At 35.7% G+C, this 21381-nt stretch carries 22 protein-coding genes and 1 pseudogene; 13 read left to right on the top strand and 10 right to left on the bottom strand.

Annotated features, from left to right (window positions below; translation table 11 throughout):
• Positions 1-111: 111 nt before the first annotated feature.
• The 4 genes from ACF8FD_RS16335 to ACF8FD_RS16320 all read right to left on the bottom strand — a co-directional run bounded on the left by ACF8FD_RS16335 (position 112) and on the right by ACF8FD_RS16320 (position 3731).
• A complete protein-coding gene (locus ACF8FD_RS16335; RefSeq protein WP_104222212.1) occupies positions 112-1008 on the bottom strand; it encodes a hydrolase or metal-binding protein in 897 nt (298 codons plus the stop codon).
• A 121-nt stretch (positions 1009-1129) separates the two neighbouring features.
• Complete coding sequence (locus ACF8FD_RS16330; protein ID WP_392453592.1) at positions 1130-2173, bottom strand: YqaJ viral recombinase family protein; 1044 nt, start codon at positions 2171-2173, stop codon at positions 1130-1132.
• A gap of 148 nt (positions 2174-2321) precedes the next feature.
• On the bottom strand, positions 2322-3368 hold the full coding sequence (locus tag ACF8FD_RS16325; RefSeq protein WP_209796362.1) for a DUF932 domain-containing protein: 1047 nt from the start codon (positions 3366-3368) through the stop codon (positions 2322-2324).
• A 45-nt stretch (positions 3369-3413) separates the two neighbouring features.
• On the bottom strand, positions 3414-3731 hold the full coding sequence (locus ACF8FD_RS16320) for a hypothetical protein (protein WP_209796361.1): 318 nt from the start codon (positions 3729-3731) through the stop codon (positions 3414-3416).
• 828 nt (positions 3732-4559) lie between these two features.
• Here ACF8FD_RS16320 and ACF8FD_RS16315 point away from each other — a divergent pair.
• From ACF8FD_RS16315 to ACF8FD_RS16300, 4 genes are all read left to right on the top strand, one after another.
• Complete coding sequence (locus ACF8FD_RS16315; RefSeq protein WP_392453591.1) at positions 4560-4835, top strand: hypothetical protein; 276 nt, start codon at positions 4560-4562, stop codon at positions 4833-4835.
• Between the two features lie 22 nt (positions 4836-4857).
• The gene (locus ACF8FD_RS16310; protein ID WP_004984451.1) at positions 4858-5004 is read left to right on the top strand and encodes a hypothetical protein; all 147 of its coding nucleotides are present in this window, start codon (positions 4858-4860) and stop codon (positions 5002-5004) included.
• 17 nt (positions 5005-5021) lie between these two features.
• A complete protein-coding gene (locus tag ACF8FD_RS16305; protein WP_392453590.1) occupies positions 5022-5327 on the top strand; it encodes a hypothetical protein in 306 nt (101 codons plus the stop codon).
• A gap of 63 nt (positions 5328-5390) precedes the next feature.
• The gene (locus ACF8FD_RS16300; RefSeq protein WP_392453589.1) at positions 5391-5924 is read left to right on the top strand and encodes a hypothetical protein; all 534 of its coding nucleotides are present in this window, start codon (positions 5391-5393) and stop codon (positions 5922-5924) included.
• A 186-nt stretch (positions 5925-6110) separates the two neighbouring features.
• Here the strand turns inward: ACF8FD_RS16300 and ACF8FD_RS16295 are convergent, their stop codons facing one another.
• On the bottom strand, positions 6111-7478 hold the full coding sequence (locus tag ACF8FD_RS16295; RefSeq protein ID WP_392453588.1) for a hypothetical protein: 1368 nt from the start codon (positions 7476-7478) through the stop codon (positions 6111-6113).
• A 79-nt stretch (positions 7479-7557) separates the two neighbouring features.
• On the opposite strand from ACF8FD_RS16295, the gene ACF8FD_RS16290 reads away from it, so the two are divergent.
• From ACF8FD_RS16290 to ACF8FD_RS16270, 5 genes are all read left to right on the top strand, one after another.
• Positions 7558-7767, top strand: coding sequence for a helix-turn-helix transcriptional regulator (locus ACF8FD_RS16290; RefSeq protein ID WP_392453587.1), 210 nt, complete (start codon positions 7558-7560; stop codon positions 7765-7767).
• A 376-nt stretch (positions 7768-8143) separates the two neighbouring features.
• Positions 8144-9424 carry an inovirus-type Gp2 protein gene (locus ACF8FD_RS16285; RefSeq protein WP_392453586.1) on the top strand — a complete coding sequence of 427 codons (1281 nt, stop codon included), beginning with the start codon at positions 8144-8146 and terminating at the stop codon, positions 9422-9424.
• 31 nt (positions 9425-9455) lie between these two features.
• The gene (locus ACF8FD_RS16280; protein ID WP_392453585.1) at positions 9456-10463 is read left to right on the top strand and encodes a hypothetical protein; all 1008 of its coding nucleotides are present in this window, start codon (positions 9456-9458) and stop codon (positions 10461-10463) included.
• 367 nt (positions 10464-10830) lie between these two features.
• The gene (locus ACF8FD_RS16275) at positions 10831-11463 is read left to right on the top strand and encodes a thymidylate synthase (protein WP_392453584.1); all 633 of its coding nucleotides are present in this window, start codon (positions 10831-10833) and stop codon (positions 11461-11463) included.
• Between the two features lie 89 nt (positions 11464-11552).
• The gene (locus ACF8FD_RS16270; RefSeq protein ID WP_392453583.1) at positions 11553-12227 is read left to right on the top strand and encodes a hypothetical protein; all 675 of its coding nucleotides are present in this window, start codon (positions 11553-11555) and stop codon (positions 12225-12227) included.
• On the opposite strand, the gene ACF8FD_RS16265 is transcribed toward ACF8FD_RS16270, so the two are convergent.
• From ACF8FD_RS16265 to ACF8FD_RS16250, 4 genes are read right to left on the bottom strand one after another with little or no spacing between them, the layout of a single operon-like run.
• Positions 12220-12561: a hypothetical protein gene (locus ACF8FD_RS16265; protein ID WP_392453582.1), complete on the bottom strand. Its 342-nt coding sequence runs from the start codon at positions 12559-12561 to the stop codon at positions 12220-12222. The genes ACF8FD_RS16270 and ACF8FD_RS16265 overlap by 8 nt on opposite strands.
• The gene (locus ACF8FD_RS16260) at positions 12558-13466 is read right to left on the bottom strand and encodes a hypothetical protein (RefSeq protein ID WP_392453581.1); all 909 of its coding nucleotides are present in this window, start codon (positions 13464-13466) and stop codon (positions 12558-12560) included. Before ACF8FD_RS16260 ends, ACF8FD_RS16265 begins: the two co-directional genes overlap by 4 nt.
• A 1-nt stretch (position 13467) precedes the next feature.
• Positions 13468-14088, bottom strand: coding sequence for a dTMP kinase (gene tmk, locus ACF8FD_RS16255; protein WP_392453580.1), 621 nt, complete (start codon positions 14086-14088; stop codon positions 13468-13470).
• Complete coding sequence (locus ACF8FD_RS16250; RefSeq protein ID WP_392453579.1) at positions 14085-14891, bottom strand: metallophosphoesterase family protein; 807 nt, start codon at positions 14889-14891, stop codon at positions 14085-14087. The genes tmk and ACF8FD_RS16250 overlap by 4 nt, the downstream gene beginning before the upstream one ends.
• 454 nt (positions 14892-15345) lie before the next feature.
• On the opposite strand from ACF8FD_RS16250, the gene ACF8FD_RS16245 reads away from it, so the two are divergent.
• The 4 genes from ACF8FD_RS16245 to ACF8FD_RS16230 are packed head-to-tail and all read left to right on the top strand — an operon-like array spanning position 15346 to position 20967.
• Positions 15346-16146 (top strand): hypothetical protein, encoded by an 801-nt coding sequence (locus ACF8FD_RS16245; RefSeq protein WP_234304376.1) that lies wholly within the window; start codon positions 15346-15348, stop codon positions 16144-16146.
• The gene (locus tag ACF8FD_RS16240; RefSeq protein ID WP_279679445.1) at positions 16139-19027 is read left to right on the top strand and encodes a hypothetical protein; all 2889 of its coding nucleotides are present in this window, start codon (positions 16139-16141) and stop codon (positions 19025-19027) included. The genes ACF8FD_RS16245 and ACF8FD_RS16240 overlap by 8 nt, the downstream gene beginning before the upstream one ends.
• A complete protein-coding gene (locus ACF8FD_RS16235) occupies positions 19020-20390 on the top strand; it encodes a hypothetical protein (RefSeq protein ID WP_234304373.1) in 1371 nt (456 codons plus the stop codon). The genes ACF8FD_RS16240 and ACF8FD_RS16235 overlap by 8 nt, the downstream gene beginning before the upstream one ends.
• A complete protein-coding gene (locus ACF8FD_RS16230) occupies positions 20383-20967 on the top strand; it encodes a hypothetical protein (RefSeq protein WP_234304372.1) in 585 nt (194 codons plus the stop codon). The genes ACF8FD_RS16235 and ACF8FD_RS16230 overlap by 8 nt, the downstream gene beginning before the upstream one ends.
• An 85-nt stretch (positions 20968-21052) precedes the next feature.
• Here ACF8FD_RS16230 and ACF8FD_RS16225 read toward each other — a convergent pair.
• Positions 21053-21381 (bottom strand): annotated as a pseudogene (locus ACF8FD_RS16225) (hypothetical protein); the annotation flags it as partial.

Raw genomic sequence — 21381 nt, 5'->3', positions numbered from 1 at the left:
CCAAAAAATAAAAAAACTGATTTAAGTCCATTTCCTTTACTTAAATCAGCCATACTAAATAAAATCATATCTTGTTAAGTATAAAATATTGAATCTATTAATACACTGAGCTTAATTCAAAGCTTGTACTGACTGCTGCAACCCTATCTGAATATCCTGCACATGGGTCAAGTCATGATTCTGCTGACGTTGCTCTACATTTGATTCATCCTTATAAAATTCCTCCATCACATCCACACCCTCCTCCGAATTCACCTCAAACCGTGCATTGCCATAACCCTGCCGTGCCATCTGATCTAAAGCCTGTTGATTAAATCCTGTCGCTTTAGCCTGTTGATCAATTACTTGAGCCGTTTGAATCGCTTCCTGTAGGCTGACCCCTTCCCTTAAGGTTAAATCCACGTAATACACAGGCTGACGATAGCTTTGTGTCGTCGACTTACCTCTGAGTATCAATTGCAGTGGCAAACATGACAGTAAGCCATTAGAGGCTGCATGGTAATAACTGAGTCTTGCTGCCAAAGTCCGAATACTATTAAAACCCGTGGTTCTAAAAACGAACGTACCGAACTCATCTGACTCATCCAAATTCACATACAAACGTCCATACGGTTTACATAGCCCACCTTGTGCTAATGAGCATAGATCAGGTGATGGGCATGCATGTTGTTCTACACCTTGATTGGTCATGCGCTGGCAAGTTTCACCATTACCCACACACACTGGTCGCCCTGTTTGACGATCAAATAAACTGTACTCTGCGCGTAGATTGAGTTCGGGATCATTAAAAATCATACGGACTGGAATGCTTCTGAGTTTTTGATTCGGTGCCTTGGCTCGAAGCTGTTCATCCAGTGGATGTTTCACCCAACCCTCTTTGTTTTGGATTTGCGAGGTCAGGGTAAATTGATCATCTTTTTCAGGGACACGTTTACCATTCTTCTCCACTACCTTACCGATACTGATTCGTCCAAGTATCGGTGGAGTAATCGCTAAACCTTTGATCATATTGATTTCCTCTTTTTGTAAATTGAATAGGCATAAAAAAGCCCATGCTGTAGGCATGGACTCTGATATAAGCTTGTGTGATTGAATTACTGGCTTGATGCTTGTGTCGATAAAATCTGACTTATCCACCATTGACATAAATCTGAAAACGCCGTGTGCCCTGTTTAGCTTGTGGAAATTGGTTCAGAAATTCAGGGTGTGATTTGAGCAAAGCTTTACTGTCTAAACTGACCGAGTCTTTAGCCTTTTTCCACGTCACTGAACCTGCTTTAAAGGTGGCGCGTTCTGATTCTTGCATCTTGGCTTGCAGCTGATGTTTGAGTAAGTCAAATTGCTCTTGGTGCTTTTCAACTTGATTGCGTACTCGGATCAGTTGTTCAAACTGCTGATTGGCTTGCTCATCTCTAGATAAGTCTGTGGTAGAGAATGGGATATGCTCTGGATATAAGAGTTGTAAAGCTTTAGCTGCCGACTCACTGGCATCCGCTTCAGGCGGTGTATCCTTTTCCACACATTCCCAGAAGTAACGTTCCGCATTGACGATATGCTGAATCACGGATTCAGAACGTGTCACTTTAAAGATTCGGGTTTCATGTCCACACAGCAACACACAAATATGTGCTGCTTTCTTGCCTGTCACTGCCAATTGATGTTGCACTTGGCAAAGTACATATAAAGGTACCCCATCTCGCCACAGCTTGGCGCCATATTCTCCTGCGGTTTTGCATTCTAGGATTTGTACTTCATCGCTACCCACAACGGAGTAATCCAAGTTTGCCAACATGAAATGCTTATCTGGATCGCGGTGTTGCAGCACTGCATTGACACGTCGGACTTTATGGTTAGTGTGCATGCTGTAGTATTCAGCCACTAAAGGTTCCAGCCGCTTACCCCAGTACAAGGGTGCATGGCCTTCGCTTTCTTCCTCAATGTTTTGCTGGATACGACCTGTTTTGATCATCCACAGTTCCAACATCGACATATAAGGATTGAGTCCACAAGCCGCAGCACAATCACTGCTGCCAATGCCCTTGCGTCTTACTTCAAGCCATTCAGCTTGAGTCATATTTTTAGTCTCTACGAAACGTTTTGCGGTAAACAGTTTCGGGCGGGTGGCATGAATATTTAGTGTTGCGTTGTTTGGATGAATTACAGCTGAGTTCATAGCGATTTCCTGTCATTGTTGAATTTTGGGCATAAAAAAAGCTGTGTCCGAAGACACAGCTTTGAATAAAAAGAGTTAAGTTTTTGTAAGGTTGAGCGTTTAAGTATTGCGATGATTCAGCTTAGGCTAATCAATGGATGCTTTGAAATTAGGCCAACATGCGTAAAGCTTGTTCGAGTCCACGTTGTTTGAGACCTGCACCTGCACCAAACCATGCAGAATCCAGACGATGATCCTGACTCATGGCGCGACGCTCGTGATCGGCGAACTCGGTGATACTGCAAAGTAAGCCATAAGCGGTGTCTTTGGCTGAACTCAGTTCCGCTCCACGACCATGCCCATTAAACATGGTCATGACTTTAGACATCGCGCGTCCATTCGGTTCAGCCTTGTTGTCAGCTTTGGTGGTCGAATTGGCTTGGGTTGCTACATTACGATAGAACTGAATAATGCCTTCATCCTGTTCTATTGGACTCAGGCTGGTATTGTTGAACACTGCATCAAAATACGCTACTGCTTCAGTCTGTGTGACTTTACGTTGACTGAGTTGTTTCATTTCATACATATGCTCATCCCATGCACGGACTGAAATACCCAGTTGCTGTTTAATTTTTTGTGCATCGAACTTGGTGCTATGTGGCACTTTAACCACACCTGAACTTGAGTTTTGTCCCCTTAAGGCAATCGCTAAAGTGTTGTTACACACCACACGAATACTGGTGAATTGTGCCGTAGTTGCTAAGGTTCCATCACAGGCTGTGGCTAAAAGGATGTAACCATTACTGACATCTTTACCCTTGAGTGCTGAAGTCTGCCCTGTTCGTGCCAATGCCCAGAACTTCTTCCCGCCTTTGAGTACCCCAGCGGTTTCCAGTTCAAAGCCTGATTGTTCCGTCAGATCTCGGTAAAACTCCAAGATCTGTTTAGGCTGGACTTCCTGATAACGCTGACTGACCACAGACAATGGTGCATGGGTATCAGAGCGATATAAAACTCGCTGTTCCTCATAGGGCATAATGATGCTTTGGCCACGATCATTTTTAGCCATATAGCTGACATCTGAAGATTCAATGCGCCAGTCCATACCCGCTTGTTGTGCCCAGACTTCAATCGGTTGGTTTTGAGTGAGTGGGTTGCCTAAGCCATGCCAAGGGGTTTCACCAACATACGCCATTTGTTCAAGTTGATGTGCCATGATTTTAATTCCTGTAAAAGTTAAATATCTGTAAAGGTGAAAAAGTTAATTACGCAGGCTAGGACTAAAATCTCGGTCACAGTCATTGCAGTAATAATGTCGGGTATAAACAGGATGCGAGCTGTTTTGAACTTCATCCTCCGTTACGAGCATCCAAATGCCACCGATCAGGACACCCACTAAGGCACCTGCAATCGGAGGGATGTTTAAACTTTTAGAAACACTGATACCCAAAGTAGCGAGTGCTAGAGGTGACATCACATTGTTTTGCGCTGAAGCTGAATTACTGTTAATCACTAAATGTTGTGGGGATTCCAGCAGTACCGTGTCTCGGGACTGACAATAAGGACATAGCAAACTCATCTGAATAATTCCTGTAATAAAAATGAGTGAAATAAAAAAAGCCTGCTTTGGGGGAAAGCAGGCAAAGCATGAATTGGGTTATTGCATAGGGCTGTTTTGAAGGAGCCACATGCTTCTCATTTAAATGATATGTATCTATATTTTTTTAGAATGTGATTTTAATCGATGCTTTTTTAAATCAATTTTAATGTTTGGATACAGCGATCAATTGACCTGATTTTTATCAGCGATTATGATGCAAGGGCTGGCCTACATTGCCAGTCGGTTTTAGCAGACCGTTTCATACAGCGCATCAGGGTTTATTCTTCTGAGTATTCTCTACGTGCGTAAAACCTTCTCGTCCCCCTTTGCGGTAGAACGGGAGGGGGACGCGTTCGCGCGTGCTGGTTCTGTATGTCCAGTCTGCTAACCCCTTTTCGTTCTGCCACCATTATTTAGCAGTAATTGGTAGAACTTCTATACATACAGGAGTCATCTATTATGACGCTATTTAATTTGTGCGTTTCCCCTGCACTCGCTTCATTTATACCTACTTGCCGACTTCGGCATTTCATTCCGATTCCAACATTTTATTTAAATTCTGTGTACTGATTGATTTCACTGCACTGATCAACCACTGAGTTTTTAATTCATGGGCTGCTTTGTGCTGGAACAACATTATGAAATTGATCGCACAGCTCATTTTAATTGTCGTCGTGGTGGCGATGCTAGGCCCCTTTGTTTTTGTGCTTGGCGGACTATGGCTGCTGATTTATCTGGCAGGCTGGCATAAATAACCCCCCATCCGTATGACTTTAGAACAATAGATAACAATGATTTGGAACAGAAATGAAATATCAAACTTGGTTTGGGGTAATCACCATTGCCTTCAGTAGCACCCTGCTGACTGCCTGTGACAGCAAAGTCAAACGTGACTTTAAAGCAGGCTGTCAGGCGGGTGGTTTAGACCGCTCTACCTGTGGCTGTATTTACGACAAAGTCGAAGCACATTACTCGCCTGAATTTATGCAACAAATGGCGGATGTCACGGTTCGAGAAACGATGCAACCACCTGAAGATTTTAACATGGTAATGGCAAACGCTGTTCAGCAATGCCAGTCATAAATTCAAGCATCTGGGGAAACACATGAAAAACTATTTAATTATCGGCTACGTGCTGATCGCACTGATTTGCTCAGTGTATTTCAAAAATTGCAGCAGTACCGCACATTACAGTTATGCCTATAACCTCGGTAAAGCCGTGGTTTGGCCTGTCACGATTTTTAAGAACTAAGCCAGAGGAATAACTAAATGAAAAAACTCATCTTGGCCTTTGGCCTCAGCCTGATCTGCCCTTCACTGTTTGCACAATCTAATAAAGTAACCGTCATCGTCAAAAAGATTGAAGGTTTTAGTGAAGCAGGTGATGCCTTTAGTTTTAAAACCACTACTGGTAAACGCTATCAAGTTTATAACGCAGGTGGAGCCAACCCAATTCAGGGTGAAGAACTGATTTCCAACTCAATTAAAAGTAAGAAAGCTATTTGCCTACGTTTAGATGCAGATAAAACTGAACCGCGTTTGGTGCAATCGGTTCAAAAAGGCAAATGTAAATAACCAATAACAAACAATAACGACTTTATTCATAGATGAAATAAGCAATTTTTTAGGAATTCAGCCATGAAACTGATTCACCCGATGCTGTTATCCAGTGTATTAATACTGGGCTTAACCGCATGTAGTCCAGCCAAAGAATCTCAAACCACAGTAGAACCCAAAGCAACAGCAGATCAAAATACCGCCTCTACCGCAAATAACGCTTCTGATACGTCTGAGACGAGCAATCAATCCGAAGATGATTTTGTCGTTGATAAATCATTTTTAGAAAATGGTGCTGATGCTGAGCAAATGACTGAACTGTCACAGGAACCACCTTTGCAAGAAGAATTTGAAGTCCGTGTTCGCCGTGATGAATCACAATATTCCATGACAGGCTATGTGGATAAGCTCAATATCATGTCCCTAAATAATGACCCTACCTCTCTGACCAATGTTTCGATCAATCGCGGTAATTGTAGAACCAAAGGTTTTTATGATTATCAAAATATGCGCTATGGCTCAGTAGCGCAGGTGTATCTCGGTTGCGCTGCTGAAAATGTGCGTGAAGTGACCATCACCACCAACAGCGGATTGACCTATACCTATAATTTTTAGGCATTCAAAACACCAAATTTTGACGCGTTTGGTAACGTGAAATTTGATGTTATACTGGACGAAACTGCTGACCGATTCCAGTCAGCAGTGTAGCCAATTTGACGCTAAAAACCGCAATTTAGGCAACTTGAGCACATGTAAAGATGAGTCCTTGTCTTAGAAAAATAACGTTTTTCTATACTTTTCCTATTTTTCTAATTTTTTCAGTAAACCATCATATTTAGAGCTAATCGTTGTATTTAAAATCATATACTCTACGCATTTTGTGCGTTCCGAATTTCCACTCACTGGTGTGTAGGCTGAACACAACAACACCTTAGTTTTTTTTTCACTATTTAGTTTTAGCATTTTGTCTGTCACACTAAATTTAATATCCAGATCATATCTACTACGAGCATTAATTTTTTTTAATCGCTCAGATATTTCTTGTAAGAATGCCAATGGCTTCATATCCGTTTTTTCTTGTTGAAGTAATAAATCAACTTTAGCAAGTAGCTTTTCTTTGTTGTGCGTATTCTTTGAATCCATGTTTCTTAGTTTGGCTAACTCTATGTTGAGAAGCTCTTCTCGCTTGTTTTCTTTTTTCTCTTTATTTATTTCATACAACCACAATGCGACTAAATCAGTCTGCACTGAAATATTTTTTTCATAGTGGTGATCTACATTCGACCTCAGATCCAATGTTTGTAAAATCTTATTGATTTCGTGTAGTTCTCCGATCTTGATCCCCTTTTGACCATTATCAACATCGGCAACGTCATGATAAAACCAAACCCGATGTGCAATGTATTGCAGAAAAAATGTCGTCATACTATCTGCAATATTTTCAGTTGGTTCATCGATTCTTAAGTTATAGCTTAAGTAGTCATACCTTAAGGGTCCTTTTTTTACTTCTTTGTATTCCACAAATGAGGTTGTGAATTTTGGTGTGAAAAACCGTAAATAATGGTTGAGTGGCTTGAACATTTTTGCGACATCAATTGAGTTGCTCAGTTCTGCTTGGTATTCGCCGTCAGCACTGTATTGATACTTTTCAATAAGTAGTTGGAAATAAATGTAGTCATAAACCAGTTGATCAATAGGCAAATCAATCAATAAATCCGAAATGTAGTATTCACGTGTAGTATCAGCAAGGAAATTTTCGATTCCAAGGTGCTTACTAATCTGACTTACATTTTCTAAAAACTCAGGTTCTCTGTGTTTAATAATATTCACGACCTGCTCAAATGTAAGGCTATGATCTTTTAAAATGTCCTCAGAGATACCTAAAGTTCCTGTTTCAAAATAGTTAAAAGCATGGTCGATAAAACGATTATTTTTAAACAATGAAAATATCAGTGTTTTCTTCCGATCTAAATCTAAGTTATGACATGTATAAAATTCAAAAAAATCATTAACAAAATCATTATGCATTTCATCCCTTAAATTTTTCATACTGCTTATAAGTTTAGGGTGACTTTTATCAAATTTTTGAATGTTAAGTGATTGTACAACCAAGTTTCGGAACACTTGCTGAATAATTTCTGAAGGAAAGTGTATATTTTTTGAGCTCATATTAAGAAGTCGAATTACGAAATGGACTTAATTCGAATTACGTTAGCACAGAATGCCCTTGTAATCGGAGGGTTTTCCCATGCAAAACAAACAAGCAGAAATTCAGGTTTTACGGATTAAAGAAGTTTCAGATATTACAAGTATTTCTAAATCTACTATTTACGAGATGCTTAACGAGCGATCATCACGTCATGATCCTACTTTCCCCAAACGAGTCCACATAGGAGCCTGTGCTGTTGGGTGGCTTCGACACGAAATAGAAGCATGGATATTGTCAAAAAAAGGATAAGCCTGAAGTGCTTATCTTTTCACTCACGCATAACACAAATTCATCGATATGTCAGATAGGGGCTTGATCTCAAGTGCCCTTGTTAACCGTTGTTGCCTCTAATTTTTTAGTTTGTATTCTATGTGATTAATATATACACACTATTAACATATATGCATGATTAATATGATTATTTATATAATCTAGTAATCTATATATTTATACATTAGATAAATAATAGATTCGATATTTAGTTTGATGGGTACAAACCATTAAGTTTGTACACACAACTTATTGAATTCAATATCTCATAGATTAGATATTAGATTCAATTTGTATACATACTATAGGTTAGATGGCAGCAATTTGTATTTTTTTACAGATTGGAACTATATCTATGACGATTAGAGAAATGGATCATTTACCACCTAACTTCTTTGAAGTGGTGTGTAGACTTGAGCCCATGCAAACCGTAGCTCCTCCAGAAGAGCTAGAGCCATCAACTGAGGTTGAAGTTGAGACTGAAGAAGCATTATCAAAACAAGTGGATGGAATTGCAGAATTTATCGAACAACATGAAGCCCTATTTCCTGAAGCTGACGACAATGTTGTATTCCGCTCAATACAAACCATCAGTTCACTTCAAAATCAACCAATAGATCCTTGTCTTGATATTTGTATTACGGCAATTAGCTTATGTGATGAAATATCTGAGCAAGGAACGAATTATGTGTATAGCTGGATTCAATCACAATCAATAGAATTAGTTCCTGATCACTGGGAACTTATGGAACCTAAGATACTGCAATTAATTCGACGGTTCATACTTGCTGCGAAGCAATTAAAATCACCAATGAACTTAAGGTGTGAACAATTTAATGCGGTAATGGTCATCCTAAACAGAGTCTTAAGGCCATATCTAGATTGTATCTATGACCTAATTATACATCCATATGACCTTCTCAATGACGTTAACGAAAATGGAATACTGACTAATCGTAAATATCCTGTAGCAGTGATCATCAATCGCTTTGTGAAGCTGCTTTACGATTACTTGCATTCTCCTGAATATCTTCAGCGTGTGAATGACCGTCGAAAAATGGCGAGAAGGCGTGAAAAGAATGTACTGAAATACGTCGATATGGTTCGCAAACTATACTCACGTTTATTGGGTATACGTGTTGACTTGTATCTACCCGCAGATAAGAAGCACCTAACCCATAAAGAAATCGTAGCGCATTTCCATACGATTTTACAGAAACTACGTCGTAGTAAGTCTATGTGTTTAAAAGGCTACGTTTGGAAGCTTGAGCATGGCGTAGATCAGGCGTTACATATTCATGGCTTTTTCTTTTTTTGTGGTAGCAAGCATCGTGAAGACATTAGCTTAGGTCGGATGATTGGTGAAATGTGGGATAAGCAAATTGGTGGTAAGCATAGCTATTTTAACTGTAATACCAGCAAGAACCGTAAGAAGTACAAATACGATGCTTTGGGCGTAATAAATCGTGATGACCAAACAAAATACGACAACATTGCAAAAGTTATTCGCTACTTTGCCAAGTTTGAACAGTACGTCTTACATAGCAGCTTAGAACGCGTCAAAACTCTCAATACGGGAATTTTACCTCATCTACGTAGGCAAATGGGTCGTCCGAACCTTACTCAACATTATTGATCTATTTAACCCTATCACAGAGATTTTCAACATGAACAACGTATTTGTACCAAACGCACAGCCTTTATTTGTTAACCATGCTCAAACACCACCGAATGTTTATCCGAGTGGAAATGGTTGTTTTACCTCAAACGTTACAATGATTCGGCCTGCTTTTGGGGACATTCTATTTAGTCAAATTGCACTCGGACTGATAAATTTCACCAAGCAGTTAGAGCAGGCTAAAATTAAAGTCTATCCTAAACCAACAGCAGCATGCCCATACCCTGCTATGAATCCACTATTTATTTGGGCCCTACAGCAAGCACCGCTATTTGCTCATTTCATTGATCTATTTGAAGGTTTTGAACCCCATCCTCACTTAGAAGGCTTTCATCAATTTTCACTGCAAAATATCGGTTTGGTGACATCACCGCAGCCTATTCCAAACTATATATTTGAAAATAACTTTGATTTTTTTCGTGGTCAGTTATATGTCGCTAAAGCAAAGCTCCAAGCGAATAAATATGAAGCACAAGTGCAAAAACTCCGTAATGAACAAAAGACTGTTTTTCGCCGTGTCATGCAAACACAAGACCAAGCCAATTGCATTTTCTTAGAGTTACCATTGACTACTCAGACTGACCCACCTCATTACCAGACACAGGAAGAAGCAGAAAAGGAATCGATAAAGGTACTGAAGAAATACTTCCAGTGGCTACATAGGGCTAAACAGCTCAATGGTAAACTTTCTGATATCCAGTGGCGTATCGTCAAAGGGCTTGATTATAAGCTAACAGCACAAGCATTCATTTACATCCTAGGCGATGAAATCGATTATTTACCTTTGCTCAAAGAACAATGGGAGTTAGTCTGCTTGGATTATCAGCTGCAAGGCATTTTTCCAGAGCCCAAACACGCCCATTGCTATGATGGACAAGGTATCGTTCAAAAGGCATGGCTACAACTGATTGAACGCGTACATGAGCCACTTGGTTTTTATCGTTATAAGGGCAATGGCATTACTTATGTGTGGAAAGAATACACGGGTAATGTTTAGCAAATAAAGTTATAAACAGATATAAAAATAGTCCTTAATTAAGGCTATTTTTTATTTTTCCCCTGATCAAAACTTTGATGCTATAACTTATTCTGATGCTATAACTTATGTAGTTACTCAATTTTGTAACAATGCATTAAAATCAGTTAATCGAGTGTTATCTGGTAAAGGAGTTTATTACCCAATATATAGAAACAAAGGATGGTTGGCTACCAAAACACAATAAAATTTTTTAATTAATTTTAAAAACTCAAAATAAAAATTATGTTCTATTTATTATTCTTATACTTTGGAATATATAAATTCACCTATGACCAATTTTAAGCTAGAATTGATCATTTCAAAAACATACCAATTATAAAAGCTTATGCTAATTTTCAATGATTCATTTAATCTTTCATATTTTAAAGCTTTTCAAGCCTCTCAATTCGTTTCAGAAATAGAAGTTACGAGGAACGGAAATGCAAAAGTTCTCGGACAAGCAACTTTCAGGATTCAACCTCATGATCCTAGATTATGTTTTTTAAAGGGGAGAAATCTAAATTACAGATTTGCATTTGTAGAAAGTGCTTGGATATTAGAAGGGAAAAATGAGCTTGATTTTTTATCTAAATACATTAGTTCCTACGGTCAATACTCCGATGATAATAAAACTTTAAACGGTGCATACGGCTATAGGCTTAGATATCATTTTGATCAAGATCAAATTGAAAATGCGATTAGCCACTTAGAAAAAAACTCTGAGTCCAGACGAGTTGTACTACAAATCTACTCTGTTGATGATTTGCAAAAGAATTCAAAAGATATCCCATGCAATACAACCATTTATCTTAAAGTTAATAACGGTTGTCTTAACCTAACGGTAGTGAACCGTTCAAATGATCTCTATCTAGGGATTCCTTACAATATTTTTGTTTTCGGAATTTTACAAAAATATATTGCTCACAGATTGAATTACAATGTCGGATTGGCTTTGTTGCATAAATATGTAAGCATCTGATTTAAATAAATTTAATTTTGGATCAAAAAATAATCAAAACTTTTAAAATCATATAGTTATGAAATCTTTGTGCAACAAAGCCTGTCGGATTGCAAACCCAAATCACTGATAACCTTCATCTTTATGAAAAAGATTTTGAAAAAGTAACTCAAATTCTCTACCAGAATAGTATAAGTTATATAAAAAAATTCGAATCCGAATTCGATTGGGATTTTTCAGATGCAATTATTAATAATCGGGTATCTCTTTTAGAAGATTTACAAAAAATTGAAGACCCTTGGCTCAATGCCATAATGAACAACATTCAAGCCCCACCCCATCCCTGTTCAAAACTCTTTGAATATATTCACTCACAAATTTGTGTTAAAGTACCTAAAAATCCAATTGAGACCGAGGATAAGATGTCTGAAGCTTATGATTGGCAAAAAATTTGTATGGCTAGTAGCTCTGAGCTAAATGATTTTATTGAGTCGAACAAACATAAGTTTGAAACAATAAAAGATGAACTAAAGTCTATTATTAACCAGAATGATACTTTTTTTGCTCTTAAAGATGATATTGAAGATGATATTTTAATCACTTCTATCATCTTGTCTTGTGCTTGGTATAGTTTAGATCCGTTCGTTATCAATAGTCCTCTAGGACAACAGATAAAACAAAATTATGAATCTGTATGCGATACTTACGGACTATCTCTGAAATCCCTAAATAGTAATTTAGGTAGTGAATCAGTAAAAGAAGCAATTGAAAAGAGCCTTATTTAAGGCTCTTTTCAAATTTAACTTTGTTTTTTTCCAATTTGTTTAAATACCCATTTTCTAAGTCTACATCGAATTGATTAGCTATTTTTATTAAATAAATAAAAACATCGACGAGCTCTTCATCCAATAAATCTTTGACTTCCTTAAGCTCATAGTCTCCTCTGACAACTTTTTTCAAAAGGTTCGAAAATTCACCTAATTCACCTAACAGACATACAACTAAATGCTCTAAAACTGGTAAATTTTTTTCGTCAATTTTTTCATAAAAGTCTAATTTCATTTGATGGTTCTGATCAAATTTTTGCTGTAATTCTTGCAAGTCTTTTAATTCCATCATATCAACCCTAATATTTCCTCAATTAAATCATTAGCTTGAAGATAGAACTGATCTATGTCCTCTGAATGTGAATTTTTTGCTCTCAGCTCTCTTAAATTATTATAAATATCCAATAACGATTCTAACTTTTGACTCAAAGGTTGTACATTGTCTTTAATCTTTGATTGCGGAATTCTTAAAGAATGTTTAGCAAGTATTTTAATAAATGTTTCTACCCATTCAGTAGAAATATAAGTTTCTATACCAATTTTTTCACGAATTAAGAGCCCTAATTGTGAATGACTATCTACATCAATAACCATTCCCATTAAATCTAAGGGATCAAGCTTATCAATAACTAAATATGAAGGAATTTTTTGATTAGGTTTTTTATAAGCATTAAATGCATATAAAGCCAATTTTATAGTATTTACATAGTTCAAATTACACATACTAAATATTTTTTTTAGGTTTAACTTAATTTCTTGTAAATTAACTGGTAAGAAATTTTCTATTTCAAGTGCCCTAAAATAAGCAGTAGCATATAAAAAATTATCTTCAATAGTGACTTGAAAAACTAAAAAAGAAGGGATTAGAATATCACCCTTATTACAAATTTCATTATAATTTAACAATGAATACAAGGCTCTATTGCTGTTATGCTTTCCATTAATTTCTTCAATTATATGATTAAATCCTGCTTCAGTAATATATTGACCATGATTAAAAATTAAGTTTCCTGGCTTTTCAAAAGACATCCATTCTTTTGCAATTCTTTCATCTTCCCCTCCATCAGTAGATAAAATAGTCCTATTAAACTCAAAACCTTTTATAAAGTTTAGATTTTTTCTACCGTTAACAATTTCTGAACTAATAGCATCTTTTATCTCTTCGAAAGAATTTACTTCCTTGTAATCTATACTCATTTCAAAGTGACTCCACTTTCTCTAAAATTTTCTTGTGTATATCATCTCTTTGATCTACTGCCGATAAAACCAACTTTTCACCAGCATAATCTGAAAGAATTCTTTGGTAGTTTTTAGCAACAATACTTAATTTATTTTCTTCTTCATAACGATCTAAAACCGTCCTAGAATTTAGTCTTTTTACTGAACTTTCAACTGGATTATCTAAATAAATTAATAAATCTGGATTTGGAAAATCGGCATTTAATTTTTGAACTAATTGCTCTGATTTTGAATCGGTTACATGATAGGCAAAAGAAGAGAAAAAATATCTGGTTGATATTACATAAAACCCTTCATCCACTAATTTATTAACACCATCAATCTGATTATTTAAATGATCATATCTATCAGCTGCAAATAGATATGCCATTTGCTGATCGAATTTTTCATCCTGTTTACTAAATATAACTCGCCCCTGCATTGCCTGACGAATCATGTTCCCTATCGGTCCATTTGATGGTTCACAGGTCAAGTGAACCTTGTTCCCACTTGCCTGTAAAGCATCTTTCAACATTTGAGATTGAGTTGATGTACCTGAACCATCCAAGCCTTCAAATACAATAAATTTACCTTGACTCATATACTCTTCTTTAAACTTAATTGACCTACTGAATCTGAGTCTGCGCTCAATTCATATGACGTTCTAACAAAAACTTGTTGTTCATTATCATAACTGATTTTATTAAATCCATTACTTAAAAAATTGGATTGACTGAGCAGTGATCGACCGCATATAACTTGTAATTTATTAATGTAAAAGTTTAACTGTATATGCTGATGTCCATGCAAAATTAAATTAAAATTATACTTTTCAAGAAGTTGAATTAATGGAATAGCATTTCTTACGGTAGATGGATCATTTTCTTCAATTCCAATGATATGGTGATGTAATAGTGCTACTCTATGTCTTGCACTACTAATTGCCTCTTTATTTCTTTCAAGTTTTAGTCTTAATGAATTTATATCTACTGAACTCGTGCTTCGATCATATCTATACATGGAATTTAATGAACAAAAACATACGTCATCTACTCGCTTTATAATTACACTATCGGAACCAAAACGAAAAATACTATCGTTACGAAGATATCTAGCGAAATCATTGAAAGCCGTTAAATCTTGATCAACGAAATCATGATTGCCAGGGCAAATTATTATGTTAGAACGTTTAATTATATTAGTGTCTATAAACAACTCTTTAATAAATGGCCTTGCAAAATCAAAAGAGGCATCTTGACCTTTTGTCGCTACATCGCCTGTTATAACTAAATATGTCGTATCTGTGTCAATTTCAGAGAAAAACTCATGATCTTTAATCAACATTAGAGCTTGTAGATTAGTCTGCGGATCAAAATGAAGATCTGTTAGATGAATAATATTCACAGTAATTAATCCTATATAACGACCATTTATGCAAATGGTTTCTCTAGATATACAAATTGTTTCTTTAGATTGTATAGATAAAACTGACCTTAGACCATTTGGAGATTAAAAGTTTTTTGCCTTGGGGGATGATTGGGGGATTAATAAAAATTATATTAATTTTAATTTATTATTTACAATAACTTAAATAAATAATATGACTCCCTCTTTCGCCAAATTCAATTCTTATGGAATCTCATAAGGGGCTTTGTTGCACAAAGATTTCATAACTATATGATTTTAAAAGTTTTGATTATTTTTTGATCCAAAATTAAATTTATTTAAATCAGATGCTTACATATTTATGCAACAAAGCCATATCAAAACGACATTTAATGTCGTGCATAAATACTTCTTCATTCTATAAAGTAAGCTTTTGAATTAAAATCACTATTGAGTGCAAGGATGTTTAATAATGATTTCTAAAAGCTTACAAAAACTTATGAAGGACATTAAAAATGGTGTTCCTATCGACCTCACAAAATTTAAAGCAGAGTTAAACCGTCCAAAAAACCAAATCCAATTTGAAGCTGAAGAAATTAGTTGCTACAAACCTGTTCATGATGTGAATAAGTATGTCGTGACTCTATCTGAGCGATTAACTACACTTATTGAAAGATTACTTTCTGAGTCTGGCACAGATAGAATTAGTGCTGCTCATCAGAATAGAAGTCATAGTCACAAAGTTGGTGGTTCATATTTATTATTAAGGCGACTATCACAACATCCTTCTATAGTTTTGTTTGACTGTTCAGGTTTCAGTACAGAATATTACCAAAGCGAAACTGCAATTATTGTTGAAAACCGTCAGCTATTCATTCATGCCGATAAAACTTTTAGAGCTGCCAAAATGGAAATGTCGATTCCTACATATCCTGAAATGGATATGGTTTTTGGAGCTGGAAATGAAATATGTAACTCATTACATAAAGAGTTTCTTTCAAAATATAAAAAGCTTTATCTATGTTTTGATTGTGATCTTGGTGGTATGACCACAGCAAATAATGTCTACAATTTATTACCAGAAACCGAGATGTGCATCAGCTTCCCTTCTGACTTACAAAAGCGACTTGAAAATGTTGTGGTGCCAGCAAACATAGAAACGTTAAATAAAATTGCCCAATTGGGCGCAGTTAGTAGTTTTGTTAGACCATTCACTACCTTAATTTTCCAAACTAGAAAGACCATCGAACAAGAGAGTTTTATCAATGACTAATATAAGCTTTGAAATTCAAGACATGATTTACTCACTAAAGCGATTGATCTTTGTTAATTCAGCGAACCATGGGTTTTCAGAACTGGTTTTGGATCAACATTTAGCAATGTACGGTCGAAATAATGGTGGCAAAACAGCTAGTCTCGCTTCGACCAAACTCGTCTTATTTCCTGAAACCAATTTTTCAGATTGTAAATCAAAATTCAGATTTGAAGGCAAGGGGAATAAAGTTTACGATAAAGATGATTCGTATGACTTTTATTTCCCAGATTCCAATTCGTTTATTGGTTTAGAAGTACAAAATCGTCGTGGCATATTCTGTATGATTCTGTACCGCTCTTCTGGCTACTCATATGGGCGATTCTTTATCCCATGTGAATTTAATGAGCTACAAAAGTACTTCTTTGACAGAGAAAATAAGGTTGTTAATCCAGAGCTCACGGTGGAGTTACTTGAAAAATTATGCAGGCAATACAAAGGACATCGTACCACTGATAAAACGCCAACCAGTGAATTAATATCGCTTATGTATGGTGATTATGGCAAGTTTGACGGTCTGTATTGCATTGTCCCATTAAAAGATTCTAATAAAACGTCTGTTGAAGCTTTCAGGAACATCTATCACCTAGCTTTTGACTCTGGCACTTCTGAAATAGAGACCCTCCCTTCAGCAATAGCCACTCTTATAGAGATGAATCGCACTCACTCTAAACAAGCTGTGGGAGTAGACTTTAATAAAAGTATTATGGAATTTAACCAATTAACTGAAGACAAAAAACAATTAACAAAACTTGAAAACATCAAACCAGACTATGATCATATTAAGTCAGAGTTTGATGTACTCATTGAACGTTGTAAAAGTTACAGTATTGATTTTATACAGCTAAAACACCAACTTGATGCAAATAATGAGTATTACGGCAAACTTGGAAATACCTTGCAGGATCAAATCAAAGAAGCGGAATCCGCATGGAAAATACCAAATGAGCAACATAAGGCACTCAATAGTACTTTTCAACAAACGACTGGTAAGAAAGATTACTGTGAAAGAGAGTTGAAAAAAATTGATGCTGATATTTATCAAATTGAGGTGATGCTTACCCAAGATTATAAAGAACATCAACCACAAGAAGTTTTAGATTTGTTGAATGAGCATCTTTCACTTAAACAAGATGAATTGAAAAGTTATGCTTCTAAGGAAGACACACGAAACTTCTTAACTCAAGCCATAGACCAACTAAGGGGTAAAGAAAATCGCCTAAAGTCATATCAAGAAATTCTAAACGATTCATCAGCTCTTACATTCAATAAATTTAGTCAATCAACCAAAGATGTATTTAATACTTTAAATTCTCAATTTTCTAAATTAAAAATCGAATTATCTGACCATGAAATCGCCAAATTTGAAGACTTCGCTTCATTGTTTTCTGTTGATTATGACAACAGAAAAATGATGCTTAAAGAGGTTTTAATCTCTAAATTTTCTCCATATGATGTACAGGCGACTTTAAATAAAATCCGCAGTGAGGTTGAACCTTTAATTCAGGAAATAAGTGACCTAAACAAAAGTATTACTAACTCAAGAAATATCTTAACTATTTATGAAGATAATAAATTACTTGAAGCAAAAATGAATGAGGTAAATAAAGATATTACTAAAACTAACAACATCATTAAACTACTAAAAAATTATGATACTAACAAGGGAAACTTAAAAGTAAAACAAGCTGAATTTGATAGTTATTGTATTGAATTGATTAAAATGCAAGATGAACTGAATAAATTAGAACAATTAAAAAATGATAACTACCAAATATTCCGCCAACTAGAATCTAAACTAAATAATTTACAAAACAACATAAGTAAACTTCAGCGTATGAATGCTCTATACAAAAGAGCTGAATTATTCAACCTACACCTACCCTCAACCATAGTTGGTGAAATCCCAGAAATAGAAATTGACTTTGAATTGAAAGAATCTCTAGCAACGGAAATCATTGACCAAGCATCAAAAATACAATCAGAGAAAAGTAAATTTAGTGTAGAGATTAAAAGCCTATTAGAGAAAATAAACATTGATGGTATAGATCCATTCCAGTTAATCCATAACCTATTTGATTATGGTCATATTATTGATCGCCTTAATACAACATTTAATACACTTGGGCTAAAACTAATACAGCTTCGCACCAACATTAAACAACATAATAGCATGATAAGTATGCAAATTTCTGAAATCAACGATGCACATCAATTACTGGAACTACATATTGAAAACATCAATACGAAGTTAAATAAAAAGAAAATTTCAAATCTTTCGAATATTCGTTTAAAACTCGAATTAAAAGCAAACTTCACCAATCTTTTGAATACTATAACCAAACATAATACTGTTTCAGACAATCTGGCCGATCAAACTTTTTATGATGAGCTCATGGAGTTTTTTAACAAGCACAAGAATCCTCAAGGTCGTATTGAAATGCGTAACCTGATTCAATCCATCAGCTACCAGTATGAACTAAATAATCAATTGACCACTAAATCACAATCTGGCGGCACTACAAGTACAATTAAGGCTTTTGTTTTATCAGTACTGTTAAATGAAATCAAGATTCCACATAGTCAGCTAAAAATGCCGATTATTGTAGATGAAATCAGTACTTTAGATCAGAAAAATACAACTGCTACCATTGCCCAGATTGGCGAACAAGGTTTTTCAATTTTTTGTGCCACTCCGAGTTATTCTTACCTCGTTAGTAAATTGGTTGGCAATTGGGTATTCCTTGATAAAAATACCGTTAAATTTGCAAAAGTGGCTAATTGTATATATAGCATTTTACCCGAGCATGTTCAGCATTTTGGAGTAGCTCAAAATGCGTGATAGCCGTATTAATCGTGATGAAATCCTGCTTGCCATTATCCAGTTTAAAAATGGATTTCTAGATATGTTGGACTACATTAACCAAAATAATACTGGCTGTGAAATCCCACATGCCAAATATATGAGTTTTTACGAGAAACAGGTATTGATCCATCCTGATAAGAACTATCACCAAAAACTTAGTTTTGAAGCAATGCTTGATAATGGTCTTTTTGTTTATTGGAACAAGCAAAGCTATATGGTGGCATTTGCCACTGTTATTGTAGACCTCCTCCGCTTTATTGATAACACAAGGATGAAAGAACTCTCTAATGCTGAGTTCAATAAATATCGCATTTGGATGAAAGCTCTATCTGAGCGATTACCAAATCTTGATTATGGCAGTGAAGATTACATTGAAGAGTTACTTGCCTACAAGAATCAAATGAATGAAATTGCCTCTCATGTGAGAGAAAATACTTTAGTTCTTAAGGAACGTGTCTATGAAATTGCGGATATGTACCAAAAGCGTAATAACAAAGGGAGCGAGGTAAACATTGAAGAGCTTTACACTCAAGTTGATAAGCTATTTCGTAGGCATGTCCAACCTTTCTTAGAGTTTGTATCTCCAGCCAAAATTGTTGTTGATGGAAACTTTACAAGTTTTGTCGATACCATTAACAGTACGATTCGATTAAAAGGTGGTGGTGAAGCTGCTGCAACAGGCTTCTATCAGAAAACTGCTATCACCTTTTACTATAAAGAAATTGGTGAGCTGACAGATCAACTACGTGGTATCTTGAATATGATCCACGAAGAACGCAGTAGCTACATTGCAACTGAATCAATATACAAAGAACTTATGAATGCCTTAGTACCATTGCGTCATGGTGGACAACGTAACATTATATTAAAACCTGATGCCACTGTATTTGACCATTTTTCTGCATTGTTAGGTCTTAACAATCATAATGCAGGTTATAAAGCTAAATTTTCAGGAAGACAAGATAACATCCCTACCCGTTTTGAGAAATATATTGAGGTAGTTAAAAACACTGTACTTAAGAAAAATAATGTTGATGAACTGGTATCTATTCCTGAAAACATGTATCCAGAATATGAACGTCAACAACTTATTTCCAATTGTCTACTTTCTCGTGAAACCCCCAATACCATTGAAGATCTGTATCAGTACATTCATGAGATACTGGATGAAAATTTGCAGGACTACAATCTAGGTGACTCATTATATGGCTTTGAAGTATTGTTAAATGAGATTGATCCTGACCAAATTATCTATACAACAAGAAAACGAATTTCTGATGGCTTGTATTTCCTAGAATACATGGGCTGGCAATATAATGAGGAGAGAGTAAATGGTTAACAAAAACTTCAGTAAACAAATCTATAATCATTTAATCAATGGCAAAGTAATTAACCGCGAAAAAATTGAAAATGATACTTTTGTACCTGATGAGCTGTATTCAGAGATTATACAATACGAAGAGATTTATCGTGAACAGTATGATATGTGTGGATACAATATGCATATTGCTAATGGATATATTTACCTACTTGAAAAAAATGAAAAAAAAGACCTTAAAACCGATGTGGTCATGCGTTGCTATGTGTTGTTATTGATAATTGCCAAATACATGAATGACATTAATAAATCTCACAGTCAGCTTATGAGCTTAAATGGGGGCATCTCTAAAGCAGAGATTGACTCAATGAATGAGAGCCCTGATATCAAAGAGTTATTAAAGAAATGCGATTTCAATAATAAAGATGACCTTTTTACCAATATTAAAAGTCAATTAATTGATCGTCATATTTTGCTAGAAAAAACAGGTTCTCAAAGATATGTGCTATCTCATGTCGGAAAGTTCTTCTTTGATGAAATATCAAAAATTAATGTTAATATTTTTACTGAAGCAGTATCACCTGAACATGTTGAGTGATCTATATAATGCTTTTCATAAAATGACATAGAATGTGTTGTAAGGCTTCAATAATTACATTAGTTGGCCATAAGTGAGCATCCTGTCACGAAAAACTCTCTAATTTATTTGGCCACAATAAATACCCATTCTCTTTAGCCTGTCTATATGCCCAATTCGCAACACTATGTGATCTTTCAATATTTGTCAGAAAACCCAGCTTTGATAACTGCTCAGTAATAAGGTTATCAAAGTTTTGATTGCGTTCCTGCCATTGAAAAAAGAATTCTTCTAATGCTAAAAAATCACTTTTATCTGAATTACACTTTTCATCTGCAAGTGGCTTTGTTGCACAAAGATTTGAAATGCAAAGCGCCCCTAATTGAGCTAAATTTAAGGCGTAACTTGGGTAAGTGGTCGACCTAATTCCGTAAA

Origin of the sequence: Acinetobacter sp. TYF_19, from assembly GCF_043105125.1 — a bacterium.
Taxonomy (GTDB): Bacteria; Pseudomonadota; Gammaproteobacteria; order Pseudomonadales; family Moraxellaceae; genus Acinetobacter; species Acinetobacter johnsonii.
This window is presented reverse-complemented; position numbering and strand designations above follow the sequence as displayed.

What these genes read in the sequence shown, in the direction of transcription:
- ACF8FD_RS16335 (WP_104222212.1), bottom strand. Translation starts at nt 1,008, where the DNA reads ATGATCAAAGGTTTAGCGATTACTCCACCGATACTTGGACGAATCAGT.
- ACF8FD_RS16330 (WP_392453592.1), bottom strand. Translation starts at nt 2,173, where the DNA reads ATGAACTCAGCTGTAATTCATCCAAACAACGCAACACTAAATATTCAT.
- ACF8FD_RS16325 (WP_209796362.1), bottom strand. Translation starts at nt 3,368, where the DNA reads ATGGCACATCAACTTGAACAAATGGCGTATGTTGGTGAAACCCCTTGG.
- ACF8FD_RS16320 (WP_209796361.1), bottom strand. Translation starts at nt 3,731, where the DNA reads ATGAGTTTGCTATGTCCTTATTGTCAGTCCCGAGACACGGTACTGCTG.
- ACF8FD_RS16315 (WP_392453591.1), top strand. Translation starts at nt 4,560, where the DNA reads ATGAAATATCAAACTTGGTTTGGGGTAATCACCATTGCCTTCAGTAGC.
- ACF8FD_RS16310 (WP_004984451.1), top strand. Translation starts at nt 4,858, where the DNA reads ATGAAAAACTATTTAATTATCGGCTACGTGCTGATCGCACTGATTTGC.
- ACF8FD_RS16305 (WP_392453590.1), top strand. Translation starts at nt 5,022, where the DNA reads ATGAAAAAACTCATCTTGGCCTTTGGCCTCAGCCTGATCTGCCCTTCA.
- ACF8FD_RS16300 (WP_392453589.1), top strand. Translation starts at nt 5,391, where the DNA reads ATGAAACTGATTCACCCGATGCTGTTATCCAGTGTATTAATACTGGGC.
- ACF8FD_RS16295 (WP_392453588.1), bottom strand. Translation starts at nt 7,478, where the DNA reads ATGAGCTCAAAAAATATACACTTTCCTTCAGAAATTATTCAGCAAGTG.
- ACF8FD_RS16290 (WP_392453587.1), top strand. Translation starts at nt 7,558, where the DNA reads ATGCAAAACAAACAAGCAGAAATTCAGGTTTTACGGATTAAAGAAGTT.
- ACF8FD_RS16285 (WP_392453586.1), top strand. Translation starts at nt 8,144, where the DNA reads ATGACGATTAGAGAAATGGATCATTTACCACCTAACTTCTTTGAAGTG.
- ACF8FD_RS16280 (WP_392453585.1), top strand. Translation starts at nt 9,456, where the DNA reads ATGAACAACGTATTTGTACCAAACGCACAGCCTTTATTTGTTAACCAT.
- ACF8FD_RS16275 (WP_392453584.1), top strand. Translation starts at nt 10,831, where the DNA reads ATGCTAATTTTCAATGATTCATTTAATCTTTCATATTTTAAAGCTTTT.
- ACF8FD_RS16265 (WP_392453582.1), bottom strand. Translation starts at nt 12,561, where the DNA reads ATGATGGAATTAAAAGACTTGCAAGAATTACAGCAAAAATTTGATCAG.
- ACF8FD_RS16260 (WP_392453581.1), bottom strand. Translation starts at nt 13,466, where the DNA reads ATGAGTATAGATTACAAGGAAGTAAATTCTTTCGAAGAGATAAAAGAT.
- tmk (WP_392453580.1), bottom strand. Translation starts at nt 14,088, where the DNA reads ATGAGTCAAGGTAAATTTATTGTATTTGAAGGCTTGGATGGTTCAGGT.
- ACF8FD_RS16245 (WP_234304376.1), top strand. Translation starts at nt 15,346, where the DNA reads ATGATTTCTAAAAGCTTACAAAAACTTATGAAGGACATTAAAAATGGT.
- ACF8FD_RS16240 (WP_279679445.1), top strand. Translation starts at nt 16,139, where the DNA reads ATGACTAATATAAGCTTTGAAATTCAAGACATGATTTACTCACTAAAG.
- ACF8FD_RS16235 (WP_234304373.1), top strand. Translation starts at nt 19,020, where the DNA reads ATGCGTGATAGCCGTATTAATCGTGATGAAATCCTGCTTGCCATTATC.
- ACF8FD_RS16230 (WP_234304372.1), top strand. Translation starts at nt 20,383, where the DNA reads ATGGTTAACAAAAACTTCAGTAAACAAATCTATAATCATTTAATCAAT.